17 protein-coding genes, 1 pseudogene and 1 riboswitch are annotated in these 22,375 nt (G+C 73.6%); of the genes and pseudogenes, 11 read left to right on the plus strand and 7 right to left on the minus strand.

Annotated elements, in window-relative coordinates:
- Positions 1–506 precede the first annotated feature (506 nt).
- Together ACIRG6_RS35750 and fahA are read right to left on the minus strand one after the other, a co-directional pair.
- Complete coding sequence (locus ACIRG6_RS35750) at positions 507–1,445, minus strand: M56 family metallopeptidase (RefSeq protein ID WP_318213942.1); 939 nt, start codon at positions 1,443–1,445, stop codon at positions 507–509.
- Positions 1,446–1,622: 177 nt separating this feature from the next.
- Positions 1,623–2,834: a fumarylacetoacetase gene (gene fahA, locus ACIRG6_RS35755; RefSeq protein WP_403326019.1), complete on the minus strand. Its 1,212-nt coding sequence runs from the start codon at positions 2,832–2,834 to the stop codon at positions 1,623–1,625.
- A 373-nt stretch (positions 2,835–3,207) separates the two neighbouring features.
- Here fahA and ACIRG6_RS35760 point away from each other — a divergent pair, with 373 nt between their 5' ends.
- The 5 genes from ACIRG6_RS35760 to ACIRG6_RS35780 all read left to right on the plus strand — a co-directional run bounded on the left by ACIRG6_RS35760 (position 3,208) and on the right by ACIRG6_RS35780 (position 10,434).
- Positions 3,208–4,449 carry a DegT/DnrJ/EryC1/StrS family aminotransferase gene (locus tag ACIRG6_RS35760; protein ID WP_365022029.1) on the plus strand — a complete coding sequence of 414 codons (1,242 nt, stop codon included), beginning with the start codon at positions 3,208–3,210 and terminating at the stop codon, positions 4,447–4,449.
- The gene (locus ACIRG6_RS35765) at positions 4,442–6,757 is read left to right on the plus strand and encodes a lipopolysaccharide biosynthesis protein (RefSeq protein ID WP_365022027.1); all 2,316 of its coding nucleotides are present in this window, start codon (positions 4,442–4,444) and stop codon (positions 6,755–6,757) included. Before ACIRG6_RS35760 ends, ACIRG6_RS35765 begins: the two co-directional genes overlap by 8 nt.
- Before the next feature lie 288 nt (positions 6,758–7,045).
- Positions 7,046–8,836, plus strand: coding sequence for a glycosyltransferase (locus ACIRG6_RS35770; protein ID WP_403326044.1), 1,791 nt, complete (start codon positions 7,046–7,048; stop codon positions 8,834–8,836).
- Between the two features lie 27 nt (positions 8,837–8,863).
- Positions 8,864–9,316, plus strand: coding sequence for a hypothetical protein (locus tag ACIRG6_RS35775; protein WP_364681865.1), 453 nt, complete (start codon positions 8,864–8,866; stop codon positions 9,314–9,316).
- Positions 9,313–10,434 carry a glycosyl hydrolase gene (locus ACIRG6_RS35780; protein WP_350721028.1) on the plus strand — a complete coding sequence of 374 codons (1,122 nt, stop codon included), beginning with the start codon at positions 9,313–9,315 and terminating at the stop codon, positions 10,432–10,434. Before ACIRG6_RS35775 ends, ACIRG6_RS35780 begins: the two co-directional genes overlap by 4 nt.
- Before the next feature lie 16 nt (positions 10,435–10,450).
- Here ACIRG6_RS35780 and ACIRG6_RS35785 read toward each other — a convergent pair whose 3' ends face one another.
- The 3 genes from ACIRG6_RS35785 to ACIRG6_RS35795 all read right to left on the minus strand — a co-directional run bounded on the left by ACIRG6_RS35785 (position 10,451) and on the right by ACIRG6_RS35795 (position 13,707).
- A complete protein-coding gene (locus ACIRG6_RS35785) occupies positions 10,451–11,206 on the minus strand; it encodes a polysaccharide deacetylase family protein (RefSeq protein WP_364681969.1) in 756 nt (251 codons plus the stop codon).
- 86 nt (positions 11,207–11,292) lie between these two features.
- Complete coding sequence (locus ACIRG6_RS35790) at positions 11,293–12,612, minus strand: glycosyltransferase (RefSeq protein WP_364681863.1); 1,320 nt, start codon at positions 12,610–12,612, stop codon at positions 11,293–11,295.
- 30 nt (positions 12,613–12,642) lie between these two features.
- The gene (locus ACIRG6_RS35795) at positions 12,643–13,707 is read right to left on the minus strand and encodes a GNAT family N-acetyltransferase (protein WP_364681861.1); all 1,065 of its coding nucleotides are present in this window, start codon (positions 13,705–13,707) and stop codon (positions 12,643–12,645) included.
- 234 nt (positions 13,708–13,941) lie between these two features.
- Between ACIRG6_RS35795 and ACIRG6_RS35800 the strand changes: the two genes are divergently transcribed.
- On the plus strand, positions 13,942–14,751 hold the full coding sequence (locus ACIRG6_RS35800) for an HAD family hydrolase (RefSeq protein ID WP_364681859.1): 810 nt from the start codon (positions 13,942–13,944) through the stop codon (positions 14,749–14,751).
- Positions 14,752–14,812: 61 nt separating this feature from the next.
- On the opposite strand, the gene ACIRG6_RS35805 is transcribed toward ACIRG6_RS35800, so the two are convergent.
- A complete protein-coding gene (locus tag ACIRG6_RS35805; protein WP_350721035.1) occupies positions 14,813–15,307 on the minus strand; it encodes a transglycosylase SLT domain-containing protein in 495 nt (164 codons plus the stop codon).
- Between the two features lie 3 nt (positions 15,308–15,310).
- A riboswitch (cyclic di-AMP (ydaO/yuaA leader) is annotated at positions 15,311–15,479 on the minus strand.
- Positions 15,480–16,210: 731 nt separating this feature from the next.
- Between ACIRG6_RS35805 and ACIRG6_RS35810 the strand changes: the two genes are divergently transcribed.
- The 4 genes from ACIRG6_RS35810 (at position 16,211) to ACIRG6_RS35825 (ending at position 20,742) form a co-directional block, all read left to right on the plus strand.
- On the plus strand, positions 16,211–17,221 hold the full coding sequence (locus ACIRG6_RS35810) for a polyprenyl synthetase family protein (protein ID WP_189233770.1): 1,011 nt from the start codon (positions 16,211–16,213) through the stop codon (positions 17,219–17,221).
- Positions 17,222–17,478: 257 nt separating this feature from the next.
- A complete protein-coding gene (locus ACIRG6_RS35815; RefSeq protein WP_403326027.1) occupies positions 17,479–18,702 on the plus strand; it encodes a LolA family protein in 1,224 nt (407 codons plus the stop codon).
- Positions 18,703–18,836: 134 nt separating this feature from the next.
- On the plus strand, positions 18,837–19,820 hold the full coding sequence (locus ACIRG6_RS35820) for an ABC transporter ATP-binding protein (protein WP_364681854.1): 984 nt from the start codon (positions 18,837–18,839) through the stop codon (positions 19,818–19,820).
- The gene (locus tag ACIRG6_RS35825; protein WP_364681852.1) at positions 19,807–20,742 is read left to right on the plus strand and encodes an ABC transporter permease; all 936 of its coding nucleotides are present in this window, start codon (positions 19,807–19,809) and stop codon (positions 20,740–20,742) included. The genes ACIRG6_RS35820 and ACIRG6_RS35825 overlap by 14 nt, the downstream gene beginning before the upstream one ends.
- On the opposite strand, the gene ACIRG6_RS35830 is transcribed toward ACIRG6_RS35825, so the two are convergent.
- Positions 20,732–21,334, minus strand: a complete 603-nt coding sequence (locus ACIRG6_RS35830; protein WP_364681850.1) for a flavodoxin family protein — start codon at positions 21,332–21,334, stop codon at positions 20,732–20,734. The genes ACIRG6_RS35825 and ACIRG6_RS35830 overlap by 11 nt on opposite strands.
- Before the next feature lie 293 nt (positions 21,335–21,627).
- Here ACIRG6_RS35830 and ACIRG6_RS35835 point away from each other — a divergent pair.
- A pseudogene (locus ACIRG6_RS35835) lies at positions 21,628–22,375 on the plus strand (tetratricopeptide repeat protein); the annotation flags it as partial.

A 22,375-nucleotide genomic window follows, 5' to 3' on the forward strand; every position in this document is an offset into this window, starting at 1 on the left:
GGTGCGGGGTGTCGGTGCCGGGCGGGGGTCGGGGGTGTGGCCCGGCGTCGCGGGGTGCCGCCGCGCCCACCTGTGCCGCCCCTGAGGGCACCTCCCAAGCCGTTCAGGCACCGGGGGGCGCGTGACTGCCGCGGCCAAGGCGGCCAAGGCGGCACGGTGGCTCCCGCGGCACGACGGCTGTCCGCGGCTGCGGCTGTGGCTGCGGCGGCTGCGCGCGACTCGTCACCGGTCGGTCGGACCGGGGCCGACGGCCCGCACGCGGGCGGTGTCGCGGCCAGGGCGGCACGGCGGCTGTCCGAGGCTCCCGCGCCTAGGGCGGCTCGTCACCGCGGCGGTCGACCAGGCGGCCCCTGCGTGGGCGGTGTCGCGGCCATGGCGGCCACGCGACTGCCCGCGGCTCCCGCGACCAGGGCGGCTCGTCACCGCGGCGGTCGACCGGGGCCTTCGCCATGGCGCGGGCGGCACGGTGGCTGTCGCGGCTGCCCCGTCGCACCGGTCGAGCGTGGTCACGTCAGAGCCGTCAGGCCCGGGGCGAAGGTGATCAGGAGGGGGAGGAGCGGGACCAGGGCGGCCGTCGCCGTGGTCAGGGCTCGGTGGCGGGGGGTCAGGCGGGGCGGGGGTTCCAGGAGACGGTCGACCCGTTCGCCGAGGAGACGGTGGCTGGAGGCGCAGGACAGGACGCCCCGGTGCTGGTTGAGCTCGATCAGGGCCAGTGCCGTGGTCAGGTGGCCGCAGCGCCGGGAGGCGGTGTCGTCGGCGGCGAGTTCGACCAGGCGGTGGGTCTGGTCGCAGAAGTGGGAGAAGAGCGGGACCCGCGGGAAGCCGGTGGCCAGGGCGGTGGACAGGTGCAGCAGCCAGTCGTGGCGGGCCCGGGCGTGGCCGCGTTCATGGGTGAGCACGGCGTCGAGCTGATGGTCGGTGAGGCGGTGCAGGGCGCCCGTGGTGACGATCAGCTGGGGCGGGCTGCCGGGCATCCACCAGGCGTCCGGGTACTCGTCCTCCAGGACAAGGAGGGGACCGCGGGCCCGGGGGAGGCCGGCGGGCAGGTCGGGGGCGCGTTCGCGCAGGTGCGCGCGGGACCGGGCGCGGCGCCGGCGGGCCTCGACGAGCTCGCGGGCGAGCATCGCGGTCGTCCAGGCGGCGCCGCCGGCCAGCAGCAGGGTGAAGGCGGCCGCCCAGGGCGGGCCGGCGGAGAGGTTGTAGGCGGCGGTCACCGCGGGCGGCGCCGGTGCGAACAACTGGGCGCGCACGGTGCCGAAGACGGCGGTGGCGCCGAGGGCGAGGGACGTCAGGCAGCACAGCAGGACGGTGGCGACCAGGCACTGCCACACCCACAGCGCGACGACGGGATCCCGCTCGGGCCACGCGGACCGGGTCAGCGCGCGCGGCACCGGCACGGCGGCGGTCACGGCGACGGCGAACAGCAGGAGCAGGCAAACGGTCATGCCACGGGCTCCGGATCCTGGTCGGAAAGGCGGCTCTGGCTGTGGTGCTGTGGTGCTGCGCGGCGGTGTGCACCGCCCGACGCCAGTATGACGGGGACGGGCGGTGCCAGTCAGGTGCCGACGGGCATCGGATTCCCGTGCGGCAGGCCAGGGGCGCGGCCCGCGCCCGGCACGTGCCTACCGTCCGACCACCCGCCCGGTCACCTCCCCGAGCCCCACCCGCAGGCCGCCCGGACCCGGTGCCCACGCGGACAGGGTCACCACGTCCCCGTCCTCCAGGAACGTCCGCTTGCCGTCGGGGAGTTCCAGCGGATCGCGGCCGTTCCAGGTCAGCTCCAGCAGCGACCCGCGCTCCCGCTCGGTGGGCCCGCTCACCGTGCCCGAGCCGTAGAGGTCGCCGGTGCGCAGGGAGGCGCCGTTGACGGTCATGTGGGCGAGCTGCTGCGCGGCGGTCCAGTACATGGTGGAGAAGGGCGGCTCGGAGATCACGTGCCCGTTGACCGCGACCGAGATCCGCAGGTCGTAGCCGCCCGGTTCCTCCTCGGCGTCGTCCAGGTAGGGCAGCAGCCCGTGGGTGCGCTCGGGCGGGGCCACCCGCGCCTCGTCCAGGGCGTCCAGGGGCGTGATCCAGGCCGACACCGAGGTGGCGAAGGACTTGCCGAGGAACGGGCCGAGGGGGACGTACTCCCAGGCCTGGACGTCCCGCGCGGACCAGTCGTTGAGCAGGCACAGACCGAAGACGTGCTCGCGGAAGTCGCCGAGCGCCACCGGGCGGCCCAGCTCGGACGGCGTGCCCACCACGAAGCCGACCTCGGCCTCGATGTCGAGGCGGACGGACGGGCCGAAGACGGGAGCGGCGTCCGCCGGGGCCTTGCGCTGACCGGAGGGCCGTACGACGTCCGTGCCCGACACGACGACCGTCCCGGAGCGGCCGTGGTAGCCGATCGGGAGGTGCTTCCAGTTCGGGGTGAGGGAGTCCTCGGCGTCGGGGCGGAAGATCCGGCCGACGTTCCGGGCGTGGTTCTCGGAGGCGTAGAAGTCGACGTAGTCCGCCACCTCGAAGGGCAGGTGCAGGGTCACCGACGACAGCGGATAGAACAGCGGCTCCAGGGCCTCCCGGTGGGACGGGACCGTCACCCAGGCCGTCAGCGCGCGCCGCACGTCCGACCAGGCGGTGCGGCCGGCCGCCAGCAGCGGGTTCAGCGTCGGCCGCGCCAGCAGGGACGCGTACGGCGATCCGAGCGCGTGGGCTGCCGCGCCCGCGTCCAGGACGTGGTCGCCGAGCCGGACGCCCACCGTCCGCTCCTGCGCGCCCCGGATCGAGAACACGCCGTACGGAAGGTTGTGCGGGCCGAAGGGATCGCCCTCGGGGACATCGAAGGGGGGCATCGGGTGCTGCCTCGCTTTCGTGCTCGCCGTGCGCCACGTGATCCGTGGCCGCGCCACACGTTACGGGTGGCACCCGGGTCTTGGGCAGTGCCCGAAGAGGTGGCGGCGACCGGCGGGTCATGGCGCGGACAGGCGGGCTGACGTGCGGCGAGTGGCCCGGCGCCGGGGCGGGCGGCGAGAAGAGCGGCCCGTGGGGCGGCCCGCTCCGCCCGCGGGAGCGGGCCGGGACGTGGCGCTCCGCCACCGTCCGTGTGCGGGAAGTTGTCCACAGGCCGGAACGCAATCTTGACGGAGCGGTGCGAACGGGGCGACTCTGGGCGGGTGCCGGAAGGCCTCGGGGAGGGGGCGTTCCGATGGCACAACAGGGGGACGGATGGCCACAGGGGAGGCCGGTCCGGGTCCGGCGCGGTCTGGTTCGCAGCCGAGAGAGCGGCTCGAAGAGACCATGCGCAGCCGACTCGGCCGGGAATGCGTCTACGTACCGTCGTGCCGTTTCGGGCTGTACGCGGCACTGCGTCACTGGTGCCCGCCGGGCGGCCGGGTGCTGATGTCGCCGGTCAACGACGACGTCATCTTCTTCGTCGTCCTCGCCGCCGGGCTGCGGCCGGTGCAGGCGCCGCTGAATCCGCTGGACGCGTCCATCGACGTCGACGCCGTGCCCGAGGAGGTGTGGGGTTCCCTGTCCGCCGTACTGACGACCAATCTGTACGGCAACCCGGACCCGGCACCCCGGCTGAGGGAGCGCTGCGACGCGCTCGGCATCCCGCTGTTCGAGGACGCGGCGCACGCCATCGGCAGCGAGGTGGGCGGGCGGCCCGTCGGCACGTGGGGCGACGCGTCCGTGTTCAGCCTGTCCAAGCACGTCGGCGCCAAGGCCGGCGGGATCCTCTCGGTCGCCGACCCGGGGCTGCGGGAGGCGCTGGCGAAGTCCTGCGACGACCTGCTGCTGCCGCGCCGGACCACGGCCGAGGCCGCCTACGCCGTACGGCCGTACGCGGAGGCGGCCGTGCGCGGTCTGCGGCTGAGACGGGCGGCCTGGGCCACGCTGCGGCTCCTGGGGAAGATGGAGCGCGAGGACATCCGGATGCCGCTCAGGCCCGGCGAGCTGGCCCGGGCGGTCGCCTCGGCACCGGACCTGGAGGCGCACGACCCGTGGGTCCGCGTCGACATGCACGACTACCGTCTGCGGTCCGGCCGGTTCCGGCTCGGGCGCGTCGGGCGCAGACTCGACCGGCTGGACGACGTGCTCGCGGGCTGCCGGGCGGGCACGGACCTGCTGCTGTCGACCCGCTGGGCGCACCCGGCCGGCGGCCGGCGGCCGGACGGGACGCAGCCGTTGTTCCGGGTGCCGCTGTTCGTGGCGGACCGGGACGCGGCGATCGGGGCGCTGGCCCGGCGGGGCATCGTCGTCGGCTACCTCTACGACCCGCCGCTGGACGACTACGCGGGCGCGGAGTTCACCGACCTCTCGCCCAGCCCCGAGGGGGCCCGCTGGTTCGCGCGGCACGCGCTGCCCGTGGATCCGCTGCGCGCCCGCGCGGTCGTCCGGGTGCTGGAGGAGTCCGGGGCGCGGCCTGCCGAGGCGCCGGAGGGGGCGGGACCGTCCCGTGGCTGAGACGCGGGTGCACGAGGCCGCCGCGGCACCCGCGGGCGGCGACCAGGGACCGCCGGGGAGCGTGCAGGGCTCCGACTCGCTGTTCAAGAACGCCTACTTCCTCATGCTCAGCACCGGCGTCTCCGCCGTGCTCGGCCTCGGCTTCTGGCTCGTGGCCGCCCGCTACTACTCGGAGGAGGCCGTCGGCCAGGGCTCGGCCGCCATCGCCGCCATGCGGCTGCTCGCCAGCATCACGGCGACCACGATGATCGGCGCCGTCGTCCGCTTCGTGCCGCGCGCCGGACGGGCGACCGGGCCCCTGGTGCGGCGTGCGTATGTGGCCAGTTCGGTGGTCGTGGTCGTGGCCGCCGTGGTCTTCCTGCTCACCCTGGACCTGTGGGGCGCCTCGTACGCGCCGCTCGGCACCCCCGCGGCGGGCGCCCTGTTCGTCGCCGCCTGCGTGGCCTGGGCGTTGCTCACCCTCCAGGACGGGGTGCTGACCGGACTGCGCAAGGCCGAGTGGGTGCCGGTCGGGAACGCGGTGTTCTCGGTCGGCAAGCTGATCCTGCTGGCCGTCTTCGCCTCCGCGCTGCCGGTGCTCGGCATCTTCGTGTCCTGGGCCGTGGCCATCGCCTTCTCCACCCTGCCGCTCGGCTGGCTGATCTTCCGCAGGCTCATCCCGCGCCAGGCCGCCGCCGACCACGACGTGGAGCCGCCGAAGGCCCGCGAGATGGGCCGCTTCCTGGCGGGGGACTCGCTGGGCGCGCTGTTCAGCCTGGCGATGATCAACCTGCTGCCGGTGATGGTCGCGGTCCGCTTCAGCGCCGCGGAGAACGGCTTCTTCTACGTGGCGTACACGGTCGGCGGCACGATGGAGTTCATGGCCATCAACATGGCCTCCTCGCTCACCGCGCACGCCTCGCACGACCCCCGCCGCCTCGCCGACGGCGTCCGCGGGGCGCTGCGCCGCATGACGCTGCTGCTGGTGCCGGTCGTGCTGGTCCTGGTCGTCTTCGCCCCGCAGATCCTCGCCCCCTTCGACGCGGACTACGCCGAGCACGGCTCCACCGTGCTGCGGCTGCTCGCCCTCGGCGCGCTGCCGAGGATCGTCGTCGAGCTGTACATCGGCGTGCTGCGCGTCCAGGGACGCACCGGCGTGCTCGCCGCCGTGCAGGGCGTCATGTGCACCCTCGTCCTGGGCAGCGCGGCCGCGCTGTTCACCCCGTCCGGGATCGCGGGCGCCGGCTGGGCGGTGCTGCTGAGCATGACGCTGGTCGCCGTGGGCTGCGCGCCCGGTCTGCGGTCCGCCCTGCGCGGCGGCGACGGCACCGGCGGCAGGAGACCGCGTGGCGGCGGCCGGGACTCCGACGGCCCCGACTACGGCACCAGTTGGGCGCGGCTGAACGCGACCGCCGGGTACGGCACGAACTGGGCGCGCCGGGCCGCCGACGAGGAGAAGGACGCCGACGGCGACACGGCCACCTTGTTCATCGGCCGTCCCGGTTACGAACGCGAGGCGTTGCAGGCGGACACGCTGGCCCTGGTCGTGCGGCCGCCCCGGCAGCCCGGTGCCGCGTCCGCCTACGGTCCGGCCGACGAACCGGACCCCGAACCGGACCTCGAAGCGGCCCCCGCCGACGCCGTCGTCGAGACGTACGAGGACGCCGGCACGCAGCGGCGCCTGGGGATCGGGCTGTGGCTGCTGCTGGGCGCCGCCACCGCGGTCTACTGGTTCGCGTTGCGCGGGCTGCCGTGGCTGGGGGACGGGTCCGGCGCTCCGGCCGGGCTCACCGGACGGGAACTGCTGCGGGGGCTGCCACCGGCGGCGCTGGTCGCGGGGGCGCTGCTGCTCGTGGGTTTCGCGGCGTCCGTGACGCTGTACACCCGGCAGGGCCCCTGGCTGCCCGGCGCCGCGCTGGGCTCTGCCGTACTCGCCCTGTACGCCGCACCCGTCGCCCTCGGCAGGGAACCGCAGCCGGTCGAGGGGGCGTGGTACAGGAGGATGGCCGGATTTCTGGCGGAAGCGGTGGGCTTGGACGGTCCGGGACCCCTTCTGCGCTGGGCGCCGCTCGTCCTGCAGTTGCTGTGTCTGGTGGCGCTGTGGCCGCTGCTCGCGAAGGCCGGCGGACGGCTGTCGTGGCAGGGCCGCTGGGGGGTGCTGTATCTCGCCGCCGTGGCGGGCTGGATCTGGCGGCAGGAACTCGCGCCGGCCGCTCCGCCGCTGCTTGTGCTGGTCGTCCTCGCCGTCCTGCTCCTGTCACTGCGCCGTCCGGCCGCTGTGATCCGACTCGCGCACCGCCGCAGACCGAACGACATGTCCAGGGACTGATCGAGCACAGAGCCGAACCGCCAGGGGGGAACCGTCGTGCGTCCGCCAGCAACTCCACGGGAGAGATCAGCACCAGAGCCCTTGCCCGGGCAGGGAACGGACGCGCCGAGCCCGGACACGCCGCTGAGCGGGGCGGCTGCCGAGCCCGGGACGGTCTCCCGCGGCTCGCAGGAGTCGGCCGCCACGACCTCGGACGACGTGTCCGCGCGTCCGGAGCGCGGCGCCGCCCCCGAGCCGCCGGAGCCGCCCGCGCGGGACCTCGCCGGACCGGAGCCCGCCGCCTGGCGGGTGCGCGCCGCCGGCGCCGCCCTGCCCGCCGGCGCCCTGCTCGTCGCGCTCGCCCTGTGGGTCTTCGCGATGCGGCACACCGACGTGTCCCGCCTCGACGACTACGGACTGGTCACCGCCCTGCACCCGGCCTTCTGGGCCTCTCTCGTGGTGCTCACCACCGGCTTCTGGTTCACGGTCCGCGACCCGCGCCGCGGGAACAGTTGGTCGTTCGCGTACGTCCTCGGGCTGCTGGTGATGGAGCGGGCCACGCAGGCCGTGCTCTATCCGACCCCGCTGTACGCCTGGGCGTGGAAGCACGACGCGGTGATCGGCCACCTGCTCACCTCCGGCGGGCTCCAGGGCGCCGACCAGCTCGGTGACATGGCCGTCTACGACCAGTGGCCCGGCTTCTTCGCCGCCCAGGCCGCGCTGGTGCGGCTGCTGGGTGTGGACAACGCCGCGATGTACATGGCGTGGTGGCCGCTGGTCTCCAGTCTGATGCTGCTGCTCCCCCTGCTGCTGATCTACCGCACCTTCACCCAGGACCGCAGGCTGATCTGGACGGCTGTGTGGCTGTTCTTCGTCGCCAACTGGGTGGGCCAGGACTACTTCTCCCCCCAGTCCGTCGCCTTCGCCCTGCACCTGGGTGTCCTGGCCGTCGTCCTGCGCCGGTACGCCAGGTCCGGCGGGCGGCCGGGGCGGCAGGGGCAGGCGGTGTGGACGGTGCTGATCACCGTGCTGGTCACGGCCGTCGTCGTCTCGCACCAGCTCACGCCGGGCATGCTCGTCGTCTCCCTAGTCGCCCTGGCCTGCACGCGCCGCTACCGCGACTGGGCCCCGGTGATCACCGCGGTCGTGATCTTCCTGGCGTGGTGTCTCACCGCCGCGCTGCCGTTCCTGTCCGCCGCGATGCCGGACATGATCCGCTCCATCGGCGACATCGGCGCCAACGTCGAGACCGGGTACGGGGCCACACCCACCGGCACCGGCGCGGTGGCGACCTCCTGGGCGGCCCGGCTGCTGTCGGGATCCGTCCTGCTCCTTGCGCTGGCCGGGGTGCTGCGCCAGCGGGTGCTGAGGCGCCGGGCACTGCCGCTGCTGCTGCTCGCCGCGGCCCCGCTGCCGATGTTCGCGGCGAGCAGCTACGGCAGCGAAATGATCTTCCGGGTGCTGATGTTCATGCTGCCGGGTGCCGCCTTCTTCGCCGCCGCCGCGCTCCTGCCCAAGGTGCGCACCCTGGCCGCCGAGACCGCCGACGCCTCCGCCGGGGAGCCCGGCACAGGCCGGGCCGCCGCCACCCGGCGCCCGATCGCTCGCCCAGCCCTGCGCCCCGCCGTGTGGGCGCCGCTGCTCGCCCTGCTCGCGGGAACGCTCGCGTTCGTACCGAGCTACTCCGGCAAGGACCGCGTCAACTACTTCCCGCCCCGGGAGGTGGCCCTCGTCCAGCGGCTCTTCGACCAGGCGCCCGACGGCTCCCTGGTCGTCGCCGCCAACCGCAACTACCCGCTCGCCTACGAGGAGTACTGGCGCGTCGACCACTACTGGTTCCTCGACGACGCCCGGCGTCACGTCGACGAGATCGTGCGGGACCCGGCTGGCACGCTCGCCCGCGACATGGCCGGCGTGGAGCGCCCGGCCCGGGCCTACTTCCTGCTCACCCAGGGACAGATGGCGAACTCGGAGATGAACGGGCAGCTCGACCGTGCCCAGTTGACCCGGATCCGCGAGTCCGTCTCGGCCTCGCCGCGGTTCGCCCGCGTGGCGGAGAACAGCGCCGGCGTGCTCTACGTCCTGAAGCCGGCGGGCTGAGCCGGTGAGCCGAGAAGGGAGCGAGTCATGACACCGCAGGATCTGGTGATCCGCATGCTGCCCGCGTTCGGCGGCTGGCTGGCGCTCGCCGCGCTCGCCCTGCCCGACGGGTCGCCGTTGCGCGGGGCGGCGGTCGCGCTCTTCCTGGCCGTCGGCCCGGGCGCCGCCCTGGTCAGGATCTACAGCCCCGCGATGCGCGCCCGCCGTGCCCAAGGGCCCGTGGAGCGGCACGACGCGGACTTCGAACGCCACTCCGACCTGCTGGAACGGCTGATGCTGGCCGTCCTGCTCAGCGTGAGCGCCGCCGTCCTCGTCGCGACGGTGCTGATCGCGGCGCGCGCCTTCAGCGGTGACCGCACGCTGCTCGCACTGACCATGCTGACCACGCTCGCCGCGCTGTGCCCGCGCCTGCGCGCCTCCCCGGCGCCGGACACGGCACGGGAGACGGTGGCCGGGACACGGAAGGGTTCCGCTCCGTGAGGTTTGCCCGACCCGTTCGCCGCACTTCCGCGACACCGACGACGACCGGTCAGCACCGCAGGCCGAGAAGCACGAGCAGGAGGCGGTCGCTGATCATCTCGGTCACGGCCACCTGCGCGGTCCTGATCGCGGTGCTCGCCCTGCGCGACGCCTCCGGCCCGGCAGGCCCGGCCGGCGATCCGAAGTGCCGCCCCACCGCGCTGCTCGAACCGCCCTGCGGGGCCTGGTTCGGTGCCTTCGTGCCGCACGACAAGGCCGACCTGGCCGAGAAAGTCCACGCCTACGAGAAGCGGGTGGGCCGCAGGCTCGACATCGTGTACACGTACCACGACATGTCCGCGGTCACCGGCACCCGGCTGGAAGGCCAGTTGCTCACCGAGCAGGAGCAACGCGTCGGCGAGGACCGGATGCTGCTGCTGTCCTGGGAGAGTAAGTGGTGGGGCGGCACGAAACGGCAGCAGCCCACGTGGAAGCGGATAGCCGACGGCGAGCTGGACGACTCGGTGATCGATGTCCAGGCACGCCGGATCAAGGAGTACGGCGAGCGCACGGGCAAGAAGGTCTTCCTCTCCTTCGACCTGGAGATGGACACCCGCACACCGGAGAACGGCAGCCCGGCCGAGTACGTCAGGGCCTACCGGCACATCCACGACCGGTTCCGCGCGCTGGGCGTCGACAACGTGGTGTGGACCTGGATCATCACCGGCTACCTGGACCACGCCGACCTGTTCCGGCGCATGTATCCCGGGGACGAGTACGTCGACTGGATCGGCTACAACCAGTACAACTACTACCTGTGCCACAAGGCGAAATGGCTGACCTTCGCCCAGACGCAGCAGAGCAGCCACGACTGGATCCGCCGGCACATCTCCGGCGACAAGCCGCTGATGCTGTCGGAGTTCGGCACCGCGTCCGACCCCGACCGGCCGGACCGCCAGGCCGGCTGGTACGCGCAGGTGCCCCGGGTGCTCAAGGACCTGGAGGGCGTGAAGGCCGCCCTCCAGTGGAACTACCGCGACCCGGGACCGCACTGCGACCTGTCGGTGGCGGGCGATCAGGCGTGGGACGCCCTGCGCGGGGCGGCCGGTGACCCGTACCTCAACCAGCCGCACGGGTGACCGGGACCGCCCCTCGTCACCCGGCGAACTCCGGCCCCCGGAGCAGCGCACGGCCCCGCCGGTACCACCGCCACGCGACGGTCCTGGGCGCGTCCGGGTACGGCGCGACCCGGGCGCCGTCGCCGGTCAGCCAGGCCTGGACGTCGGCGACGGTGTGCCCGCGGCGCACGATGAGGCGGGCGATGCGGTACCGCTCGTCGCGGTCGGAGCTCAGCGCGTGCCGCACCGCGGTGGCCGTCTCGTAGCCGGCGCGGGCCGACATGGCCCTCACCCGCGGGCTGTTGTAGCCGTGCGGGTAGGCGAGGTGGCGGACCGGGTGGCCGAGGGCGTCCTCCAGCACGTCCTTCGACGTGCGCAGTTCGTACGCCAGGGCCTTGCCGGACAAGGTGTCCAGCTGGGCGTGGGTGACGGTGTGGCTGCCGATCTCCATACCCGCGCGCTCCAGCTCCGCGGCCTCGCCCAGGGTCATCATCGGGGCGGGCGGCAGCAGGCTGCGGCCGCCCGGGGTGACGGCCCCGGTGGTGAGGTAGGCGGTGGCGGGCAGCGCGCGGTCGGCCAGCGCCTCGGCGGTCGGGCCCGGCAGGTCGGCGAAGCCGTCGTCGAAGGTCAGCAGCACGGGCCGGGGCGGCAGGGGTGCCCGCCCGGCGAAGTGGTCGGCGACCGCGCTGATGGTGACGGGCGTGCGCCCGCTGTCGACGACGGCGTCGAGATGGGCGGCGAACTCCTCCGGGGCGACGGTGAATTCGGCGATCCAGTCGGGCGGATCCGCCATCACCGCGTGATAGAGGAAGACGGGAATGACGTCACCGCCCGCCCGCGCTCTGCCGTCCGGTGTGTCGCCGCCGCGGGTGCCCGTCGTCATCGTCCGGTCCCCCTGACAGCGGACCGGAGGGCGTACCGCGCACGCAGGTAGCCCACCGGCCCGTAGACCATCCCCCGCCGCTGCAATCGCGACAGGCGCCGTGGCCACGGGTGGGTCCGTTCGTCGTGGCCGCCCGGCGCGCCGCCGCCGTCCGTGTCGCGGACGGCGGTCAGCACGCGCGCGTGGGCCAGCCCGCGCGGCAGCCGGGCCAGGAACGCCGGCAGCAGCGCCGGCCGGTTCACCAGGATCGCCGTGAGGTACGCGGTGAGTCCCGCGCCGTAGCCGTACGCCTGGGTCTCCAGGTCCCGCCAGGTCTCCCGGTGGTGGTGCCACACCAGGGCCGTCGGGGTGTAGTGCAGCCGCCCGCCCTGGGCGAGGACGCGCACGAAGCCGTAGAGGTCGTCGCCGCCCCGCGCGGGTGTGCCCGCGCCGGTCGCCGGGTCGAAACCGCCGGCCGCACGCAGCGCCGCCGTACGGAAGGCCATGTTGGCGCCGGAGCCGAAGCGCCCCGCGGTGAACGGGAACAGCGGTTCGTCGGCGGGCGGGTGCTCCGGGTCGTACGTGCGCGGGGTGAAGCCTTTCGCGAAGCCGCCGTGGCTCTCCAGCAGCACCTGGGCCGGGGTGCGCAGCCGTGCCGGCAGGATCAGTCCCGTGGCACAGCCCAGGCGGGGGTCGGCGGCGAAGGGTGCGGTCAGCTCGGTGAGCCAGCGCGGGTCGGCGACCACGTCGTCGTCGGTGAAGGCGACGACCTCGCCCCGCACGGCGGCCAGGCCCCGGTTGTGGGCGATCGCGAGTCCGGGGACCGGCTCGCACACGTACCGCACGCGCTCGGCGTACTTCCGCTCGACCAGCTCCCGCGTCTCGTGGGTCACCGGGGCGTTGTCGACGACGACGATCTCGGCGTCCGGATGGTCCTGCGCGAGCAGGGAGTCGAGCGCGCGGGCGAGCTGCCCGGCGCGCTCCCGGGTGGCGACGACGACGCTGACGGACGGCGGTCGGGGCGGCGGGGCGGACGCGGGCCCGGACACCGGCGCGGGTGGCGCCGCGGGGTGCAGCCGCCGGGCGAGCCCGGCCAGCGTCCGCGTCGGATCCTCCCCCTGCGCCACCCGTCCGAGCAGCGTGCCCACGGGCCGGCCCCTCCTGCGGACCAGGACGAACACCGCGCCGGACGTCACCGGCGGGCTCCCCGGCCCCGGTCTGAGGTCGGCCTCCTCCTCGTCCCCGAGGTCCAGCTCGGCGACCTGCACCGGCTCGGTGCTCAGGAACCTCTCGATCTCCTGCCGTGTCTCCTGCCGCGCACGCCGTGCTCCGGCCATGCGCCCCACCCCCTTGTGGTTGCCCCTCCGTCACGACCGGCGCAGCCGGGCTGCCCCCTTCAGCGTGCGTGCCGCCAGCGACGCCAGCCGCGGCCGGTCGCGCACGAAGCTGTGCGCGCGGCGGGCCGGCTCGCGGCCGAGCCACTGCAGCGCGGCGCCCGTCCCCGGGCGCGTCGCCGTTCCCTCGTACACGGGCAGTTCGCCGGTCTTGAGCGAGTCCTTGTACTCCGCCGCGCCCCGCCCCATGTCGAGCAGGCCGATGCCCTCGGCGGCGGCGGCCTCGGCCATCCGCAGATGCAGCACCAGCCCCGGCGAGTACTTCGCGAAGTCCGGGTCGTACGCCGGGAACCAGCAGGCCAGGACCGACGCCGAGCGCAGCCCGAAGTGGGCGGCGACGGGCCGGTCGCCGGCGTAGAGCACGGACAGCGTCCCCGTGCACTCGGGCGCCCGGGTCTCGGCGAGCCGCCCGACGAGCCGGGTGATCCACTCCTGTGCGAAGCGGTCCCGGCGTCCCGTCCTGCGGTACTGCGCCGACTTCCACTCCATGAGCGTGCGCAGCGCGGCCGGTTCACGCTCGTCGAACACGAAGCGCACGTCCCCGACCTGCCGGCCGAGCCTGCGCTCCTTGGCGAGGGTGGTCTTCAGGAACTTCGGGGACTGGGCGCGCAGCACGCTCTCGTACGCCTCGTACCCCTTCTCCACGTCGATGACGTAGGAGGTGTGCTCCTCGGCGGCGTACGGTACGAACAGGCCCTGCTCGGCCTCCAGATTGTCGAAGGCGAGGCTCGACAGGGAGCAGTCCCGCAGCAGTTGGCGGGTGTCCGGGACGAGACCCGGCCGCAGCACCGCGCCCTGGCAGTCCGAGACGCCGAGCCCGATCGCCCGGCCCTGGCCCAGCGGCCCGCGCTCGTGCGGCAGGAAACCGGCGGCCTCACCGCCCTCGTACAGCACCGCCACCCGCGCCCCGGCCCGCACCCGGCCCACGACGTCGGTGAACTCCGGCTCCATGAACGGATTGCGTGGCGACCTCGATGCGGCGCGCAGCGCGCGCCAGCGCTCCCGTTCCCCCTCGCTCAGCTCCTCCGGCCTGAGCACACGTACACGTCCGCCGTTCAACCCGACCCCCCGATCAAGTCCCCCCTGGACAAAAGGAAGGTACCCCCGGGGCAGCCCGGAGGGTAGAAGGCAGAGCATGTTGTTGCCAACTGGTGCACAGGCCTTTAACTGCCTTTAGACGATGTTGTGTCAGGTTTCGGACACCTGCGAACGTCCTCGTGCGCATCCGGTCGTGGGTGAGTCGGACAGGTGCGGTGTCCGTATTCTCTGATCATGGACCGCACCGCATATGCCCTCGTCGCCACCGACCTCGACGGAACGCTGCTGCGCGGCGACGACACCGTCTCCGACCGGTCGCTGGCCGCGCTGGCACGGGCGGCCCGGGTCGGAGCGCGGCACCTGGTGGTGACGGGGCGCCCGGCACCGAGGGTCCGCTCCCTGCTCGACGGCCTCGGCTGCACGGGGCTCGCGGTGTGCGGGCAGGGCGCGCAGGTGTACGACGCCGGCGCCCACCGGATGCTGTGGTCGGTCACCCTGGACCGGGAACTGGCGGAGACCGCGCTCGGCAAGATCGAGGCGGAGGTGGGGGAGGTGTACGCCGCGGTCGACCAGGACGGGGTCGACGGGCTGACGCTCATCGAGCCGGGTTATCTGATGCCCCACCCGACGCTGCCCGCGGTGCGGGTCGAGCGGCGCGACGAGCTGTGGAGCGCGCCGATCAGCAAGGTGCTGCTGCGCCACCCGGACCTGTCCGACGACGAGCTGGCGGCGACGGCGCGCGCGGTGGTCGGTTCGCTCGCGACGGTCACGATGTCGGGGCCGGGGACGGTGGAGCTCCAGCCGTGCGGTGTCACCAAGGCGACCGGTCTGGCGCTCGCCGCCGAACACCTGGGGCTGAGCCGGCGGCGGACGATCGCCTTCGGGGACATGCCCAACGACATCCCCATGTTCCACTGGGCGGCCCGCGGGGTCGCCATGGCGGGCGCCCACCCCGAACTCAAGGCGGTCGCGGACGAGGTCACCACGACGAACGAGGACGACGGCGTGGCCGTCGTCCTCGAACGGATCTTCGGAGCCTCCTGACACGCCCGGCGTGCGCCGGTACAGCTCAGTCGGTCCGGTTGTGTCCTGCTGCGGAGTCGGCTCAGTACGCGCCGAAGACGTTGTCGATCGAGCCGTAGCGGTCGGCCGCGTAGTTGCAGGCGGCGGTGATGTTGGCGACCGGGTCGTACGAGTCCCAGGAGGTGCCGGCGACGTGGTACGCCTGGAAGGTCGGGTCGATCACCTGGAGCAGGCCCTTGGACGGGGTGCCGTTGATCGCGTTGATGTCCCAGTTGTTGATGGCCAGCGGGTTGCCGGACGACTCGCGCATGATGTTGCGGTGGATGCCGTCGTACGAGCCGGGAATCCCGTGCTGGGCCATGATGTCCAGCGACTCGCGGATCCAGCCGTCGAGGTTGTCCGGGTACGCCGTCGTCGCCGTGGTGGCGGCGGTGGTCGTGGCGGCCGGGGTGGCGGCGGACGCGGTGGCGGCGCCGATGAGCGGCAGGGCGAGCACGGCGGCGCCGGTGCCGGCGACGGCGAGCTTGCGGGCGAGGCGGCTGGTTCGAGCGTGACGGTTCTGACCGATGGCAGGCATGTGTGTGTCCCTCTCCAACGCCTGCGAGGTGAGCTGTCGGGTTCGGGCGGGGAGGTGCCCGGCCGCGCCCTGACGGGCACGGCTTCACCCCGAGCCGCTCCGGTGGTTTCCGGCGCGGCGACTTACCTGGGTCCCCCGCTCCTGCCTGCGAGTGTCTCGGTGGATGACTGTGCGTCGGGCGGTGGCAGGATTCGGCGTCCGCCTGACAGGCCGGGAACGTATGCGAGAGCACATGTCCGGAACAAGTGCAGGAATCACTCGACGCGCCTGTTGACCTTGGTCTGGGGGTTTTGGGGTACTTGATCCTTTGCGAATGCCAAGGCTCAACTCGCCTACGGGGCAAAGGGCCGGCGGGGGTCGCGGCGGAGGTGCGGCGAGGGGGTCGGCGGACGCGGTGGAGTGAGCCAACTCACGGGCCTCAACAAGGGCGGCAAATCGGGCATTAGGGCCAACTGGTGGCCAACCGTCCACCGGTGGCGGGCCGTTTGGGTGGGGAGCCGGGGCGGGGCTGTCGGCCGGGTGTGTGGGTCCTGTGCCGCGCCCGGCCCTCGACGGCTCGGACCGGTGTTCCGTCGTGTCGTGCGGGCACCCGTTCGGAGCGGGGCGCGGATGCCGAACGGGTGACGTTCTCGGGGTGCGGTCCGTTGGGAGGAGTGGTGGGATCTTCGGTGGCGGCTTCCGGCGTGCCGTGTCCTGATGCGCGCCTCTCTGGCGATGTCGACCGATATCTGCTCATATCACCTGATCAAAAACATACCGTGCATGATCCGATACCGACCGGCCTGTAACGGTGGGCGCTAGCGGTGATCGAAACGTGACCGGATACGCTGACTTGAGTGGTGGCAGCGACCTATCGACAAACCAGGTAATCGCCAGTAGACACCAGCAGACAGGAGACCCCTCGTGACCGTCGTCGGGCCGTTCGGGCTGAGCGTGCGGGACCAGGCTCTGGAAGCCGATGTCCAGACCGGATTGGCGGCCGTCGAGGAAGGGTTGCTTGAGGCAACCAAGAGTGAGGTGCCGTTCATCACGGAGGCCGCCCAGCACCTGGTGCGGGCCGGGGGGAAGCGGTTCCGGCCGCTGCTGGTGATGCTCGCCTCCCGGTTCGGTGACCCCTACGCGCCCGGCATCGTGCCCTCGGCCGTGGTCGTCGAGCTGACCCACCTCGCCACGCTGTACCACGACGACGTGATGGACGAGGCCGCCGTGCGCCGCGGAGTGCCCAGCGCGAACACCCGCTGGGGCAACTCGGTCGCGGTCCTCACCGGCGACTTCCTGTTCGCCCGTGCCTCCCAGATCCTCGCCGACCTCGGCCCCGAGGCCGTCCGGGTGCAGGCCCTGGCGTTCGAGCGGCTCGTCACCGGCCAGATCCTGGAGACCGCGGGGCCCCAGGACGGACGGGACCCGGTCGACCACTACCTCGACGTACTCGGCGGCAAGACGGGATCGCTGGTCGCGGTCTCCTGCCGGTTCGGCGCGATGATGTCCGGCGCCGACGAGACGGTCGTCGACGTGCTCACCCAGTACGGCGAGCGGCTCGGCGTCGCATTCCAGCTCGCGGACGACGTCCTGGACATCGCCTCCGACTCCCACGAGTCGGGCAAGACGCCCGGCACGGACCTGCGCGAGGGCATCCCGACCCTCCCGGTGCTGCGGCTGCGCGAACGGGCGGCCCGGCTGGGGCTCGCCGAGGACCTCGCCCTGTGCGAGCTGCTGGACTCCGACCTGAGCGACGACGCGCGGCACGCCGAGGCACTGCGCCTGCTGCGCGCCCACCCCGCGCTCGAACAGGCGCGGCGGGACACCGTCCGGTACGCGAAGGACGCCCGGGCGGCGCTGGCCCCGCTGCGCGAGTGCGACGCGAAGGCCGCGCTGGTCGAGCTGTGCGACGCGGTGGTGCACCGGGCCGGCTGACCCCCGGCCGGCACCGCGCCCTCCCGGCGCGACGCGCCCTCCCCCTACGGGCCGGGGGAGGTTCCCCGCCTCCGTGTCATCCCGCAGGAGTACGCGGAGTTGAGCCCGCGGTCTGACGCTTCTCCCTGGCCGATTTGGTCAGATGGACACCACGGAAAAACACCACTCCTCACCGATTCGGGTGAGAATGGCGGCTCACGGGTGAACAAGTGCGAGGTCGCGAGACAGCCGCCGCCGACGACGGAGGTAGGGCACACATGGCACCGATCGATTCCGACGACAACACGACCACCGGGGAGGGCGGGGAGCTGCGCGCCGGACGGCGCAGGGCCGCGCGGTACGTCGTCCCGGTCGCGGTGATGGGCGTGGCGGCCGCCACGATCGGGCTCGTCCCCGCGCTCGCCGACTCCGGTGACCCGGACCTGCCGGAGGTGACGGCCCAGCAGCTCATCGAGAAGATCGCCCGGTCGGACGTCCAGCAGCTCTCCGGCACCGTCAGGATCAGCACCGACCTGGGACTGCCGGACCTCGGCGGCCTGGAGAGCGGCCTGATGTCCGGGATGTCCGGCGGCCCCGGCGCGGGCGGCGGCGACGAGGGCTCCTCCGCGGACCCCTCCGCCAAGCTCACCGGCCTGGTGACCGGCACCCACACACTGCGCGTCGCGGCCGACGGCCCCGACCGGCAGAAGCTCTCGCTGCTGGAGAACGCCGCCGAGTACAGCCTGATCCACGACGGCAAGGACGTCTGGGGCTACGACAGCAAGTCCAACGAGGTCTACCACTCCACCGCGGAGGCAGGCGCCGGGCGGCCCGCCGAGAAGGCGCCGGCCACCCCGAAGGACTTCACCGAGCAGGCGCTCAAGGCGGTCGACGACACCACGTCCGTGACCGTCGACGGCACCGCGCACGTCGCAGGCCGGGACGCGTACCGGCTGGTGATCAAGCCCCGGCAGTCCGGTTCCACGGTCGGTGCGATCAGCGTGGCCGTGGACGCGAAGACCGGCATGCCGCTGAAGTTCACGCTGACCCCGTCGAGCGGCGGCGCCGCCGTCGTGGACGCGGGCTTCACCCAGGTCAGCTTCGCGAAGCCGGACGCGTCGACGTTCGACTTCACCCCGCCCAAGGGCGCGAAGGTCACCGAGGGCGACGAGATGCCCAAGGCGCCGGAGCAGGCGCCCGGACAGCGTCACACGACCGGCGGCGACCTCGCCGAGGGCCTGGACGGGCTCGAGGTCATCGGCGAGGGCTGGAACTCGATCGCCACCTTCGACACCGGCGGCGAGGGCCTGCCCACGGCCTCCGCGGGCGGTGACCTGGGCGGCTTCCTGGGCTCCCTCGGCGACCAGGTCAAGGGCGACTTCGGCTCGGGCACGGTCTTCAAGACCCGCCTGGTCAACGCCCTGATCACGGACGACGGCAAGGTCTACGCCGGCGCGGTCACCAAGGACGCGCTGGTGAAGGCGGCCGACGCCGCGCAGTAGGGCCTGTCGTTCGGGTCCGGTCGGCTGAGAGAGACAGTGCCTGTCAGCCGCCCCGCGACGCCGGCATGATCCGAACGTCAGGCCCTGGGACCGGGCGCCCCGGCCCGTACCCGCACGACGAGGAGAGGGAGCCGATGGGTGAACCGTCCGCCGCCGAGCCGCAGGGCCCGGACCGGGGGAGCGTGGGTGAGGCCGTCATCGCCACCCGCGCGCTCACCAAGCGCTACCGCGGCGGACAACTCGCCGTCGACGGCCTGGACCTGACCGTCCCGGCGGGCAGCGTCTTCGGCTTCCTCGGCCCCAACGGCTCCGGCAAGACCACCACCATCCGCATGCTGATGGGCCTGATCGAGCCGACCTCGGGCACGGCACGGGTGCTGGGCCGGCCCGTGCCGCGCGCCGCCCGCGCCGTACTGCCCCAGGTCGGCGCCCTCATCGAGGGCCCGGCCCTGTACGGCTTCCTCTCCGGCCGCGACAACCTCCTGCGCTACGACGCGGCCGACCCGACCGCCGACCCGCGCACCCGGCGCGAGCGCGTCGGGGCGGCGCTGGAGCGGGTGGGCCTCGCGGCGGCCGCCGGCAAGAAGGCGAAGGCGTACTCGCTCGGCATGAAGCAGCGCCTCGGTCTGGCGGCGGCGCTGCTCCAGCCGCGCCGCCTGCTGGTCCTGGACGAGCCCACCAACGGGCTCGACCCCCAGGGCATGCGCGAGATCCGCGCCCTCGTGCGCGAACTGGCCTCCGACGGCACGACCGTCTTCCTCTCCTCCCACCTGCTGGACGAGATCGAGCAGGTGTGCACGCACGCGGCCGTGATGGCGCGGGGCCGGCTGATCACCCAGGGCGCGGTCGCCGACCTGGCCGCCGGGGCGCGCGGCCGGCTGGTGGTGACCACGCCGGACCCGGGGGAGGCGGCACGGGTGCTGAAGGAACGGGGCGCCGGGGACGTGGTCGTCGCCGAGGACCGGGTGACGGCGGAGCCGCCGGGCGGCGACCTCGCCGACCTGAACGCCGCGCTGGTCGCGGCCGGCGTGCGCGTCCGCGGCTTCGGAGTGGAACGGGCCTCGCTGGAGGACGCGTTCGTGGCGCTGACGGGGGAGGGCTTCGATGTCGCGGGCTGAGGCGTCACCGGCCGGGGCGGCACGGGCCGGGGAAGCGGTGAACGGGGACGCGGGCGTCGTGCGCGCGCCGAGCCGCCTGTGGTCCTTCGGGCTGCTCCGCAGCGAGCTGCTGATCACCTTCCGGCGCTGGCGCACCCTCGCCCTGCTGGGCGTGCTGGCCGCGGTGCCGGTCCTGGTGGGGATCGCAGTGAAGATCGAGACGGGCGACGGCTCGTCCTTCGGCGGCGGGGGCCGGGGCGGCGGGGGCGAGGGGCCGGCGTTCATCTCGCAGATCAGCAACAACGGACTGTTCCTGGTCTTCACCGCGCTGGCCGCGACGCTCCCGTTCTTCCTGCCCATGGCCATCGGCGTCATCGCCGGTGACGCCATCGCGGGCGAGGCGAGCGCGGGCACGCTGCGCTACCTCCTGGTCGCCCCGGCCGGTCGCACCCGCCTGCTGCTCACCAAGTACGCGACGGTGATCGCCTTCTGCCTCGCGGCCACCCTCGTGGTCGCCGTCTCGGCGCTGGCGGTCGGGGCGCTGCTGTTCCCGCTCGGCGACCTGACCACCATCTCGGGCACCCGCATCACGTACGCCGAGGGCCTGGGGCGGGCCCTGCTGATCGCCCTGGTCGTCGCCGCCTCGCTCGTCGGCGTGGCGGCGCTCGGCCTGTTCGTCTCGACGCTGACCGGCAGCGGCATCGCGGCGATGGCGACCACGGTCGGGCTGCTGATCACGGTCCAGATCCTCGACCAGATCCCCCAGCTGGACGCCCTCCAGCCGTACTTCTTCTCGCACTACTGGCTGTCCTTCGCCGACCTGATGCGCGAGCCGGTCTACTGGGACGACCTGGTGAAGAACCTCGGCCTCCAGGCCCTGTACGCGGCGGTGTTCGGCTCGGCGGCCTGGGCGCGGTTCACGGCGAAGGACATCACCTCGTAGCCGGTGCGGCCGTCCGCTCGTACGGGAAACGGGCGAGCGGCGGCTCCTGGGCGAAGAAGGTCTTGGCGCGGGTCAGCGCCTCGGTGTCGCGCAGGACGTCGCCGGGCTTGCTGCCGTTGCCGAGCAGGACCCCGCCGAAGCGCATGCCCATGTACGCCGCCGAGTTGTTCAGGCTGCCGATCAGCGGGTCGGCGACCTCCTGCTCCTCGTGCGCGAGCGCGGTGACGCCCCAGAGGGTGCGGCCGGCCAGGGTCGCCTTGAAGTCGAGGCCGGGGGTGCGCAGCCAGCCGGACCAGTGGTCGAGGTAGCGCTTGACGGGGGCGGACAGCGAGTACCAGTACAGCGGCGAGGCGATCACGAGATCCGTCGCGGCGAGCGTGGCGTCCAGCAGCAGGGCCTCGTCGCCCTCGGTGGGGCGGGTGTGGTCGCTGTCGTGCCGCAGGTCCTCGAACTCGGGCAGCGGGTGCTCGGTCAGGCTGATCCATCGCTGCTCGACGCCCGCGGGCAGCTGTTCGGCGGCGCGGCGGGCCAGCAGCTCGGTGTTGCCGTCGGGACGGCTGCTGCCCAGCAGGAAGAGGAAGCGGCGGCTCATGGGTCCCCCAGGGGTGTGCGGCGTGCATGGAATACCAGCACTTGCAGTATATGCGTGTGCATGCTTCTGTCCAGGGTGATACACCGGAGCGCCGCTCGGGCAGGGGTGCCGACGACGCCCGGAGCGGCCCACCGCGCGTCCGTGACCTCCTGGCACGAGCCTGTGACACCGTGGTGACGTGAGAATCGCGAGCGAGCGGCGAGACTCGACGGTAGGTGAACGACAGGCATGACAGGCTCTGGACGGCAGGGAAGCGAAACCGCCGACGGAAGCCGCCTATGAGTGGGGGGACGATGTCTCGACTCGGCCGCGACAGGCAGCGGGACCAGCGAAGCGCCGAGCGCCCGCCCGCCCCCGCGGAGACGCCGATCGACGTCCGCGTACCGGAGGCCGGCGGTGACGCGCGCGGCGCTTCGGTCGACGGCGTCCTGGTCGTCGCCGCCCCCGGCGAGGAGATCCGGCACGCCGTCCTGAACCGCCTCCACCGCTTCGCCCTCACCGCGGGCCGGCCCGTCCTCGCCACGATCCACGACGAGCGCATCGGCTGCGTCGTCCAACTCCGGGTGGACCCGGACGGCTCCAGCCATCTGGCGGCACAGCCGGTACCGGCGCCCCGCGGAGCGAAGGCGGCGGAGAACACATCGCCGGCCGCGGGGGTCGCGGCACCGCAGACAGCCCCGCCTGCCCCGGACACCACGGCAGCCCCGGCGCCCTCCGACGTGCCGGTGACCCCCGCAGCCCCGGCGGCCCCGGCGGCCCCGGCCACCTCGGCGGTCCGGTTGGCCCGGACGGTCGCGAGCGCCCCCGAAGCCCCGGCTGCCCCGGAGGTGCTGGCGGCCCCGGCTGCCCCGGCGGCTCCGGTGACCTCGGCAGTCCGGTTGGCCCGGTCGGTCCCGGGTGCCTCCGAAGCCCCGGCCGCCCCCGAGTTGCCGTCGACCCCTGCAGCCCCGGCGGCTCCGGTGACCTCGGCAGTCCGGTTGGCCCGGTCGGTCCCGGGTGCCTCCGAAGCCCCGGCCGCCCCCGAGTTGCCGTCGACCCCAC

Origin of the sequence: Streptomyces flaveolus, from assembly GCF_044765825.1 — a bacterium.
Classification (GTDB): Bacteria; Actinomycetota; Actinomycetes; order Streptomycetales; family Streptomycetaceae; genus Streptomyces; species Streptomyces flaveolus.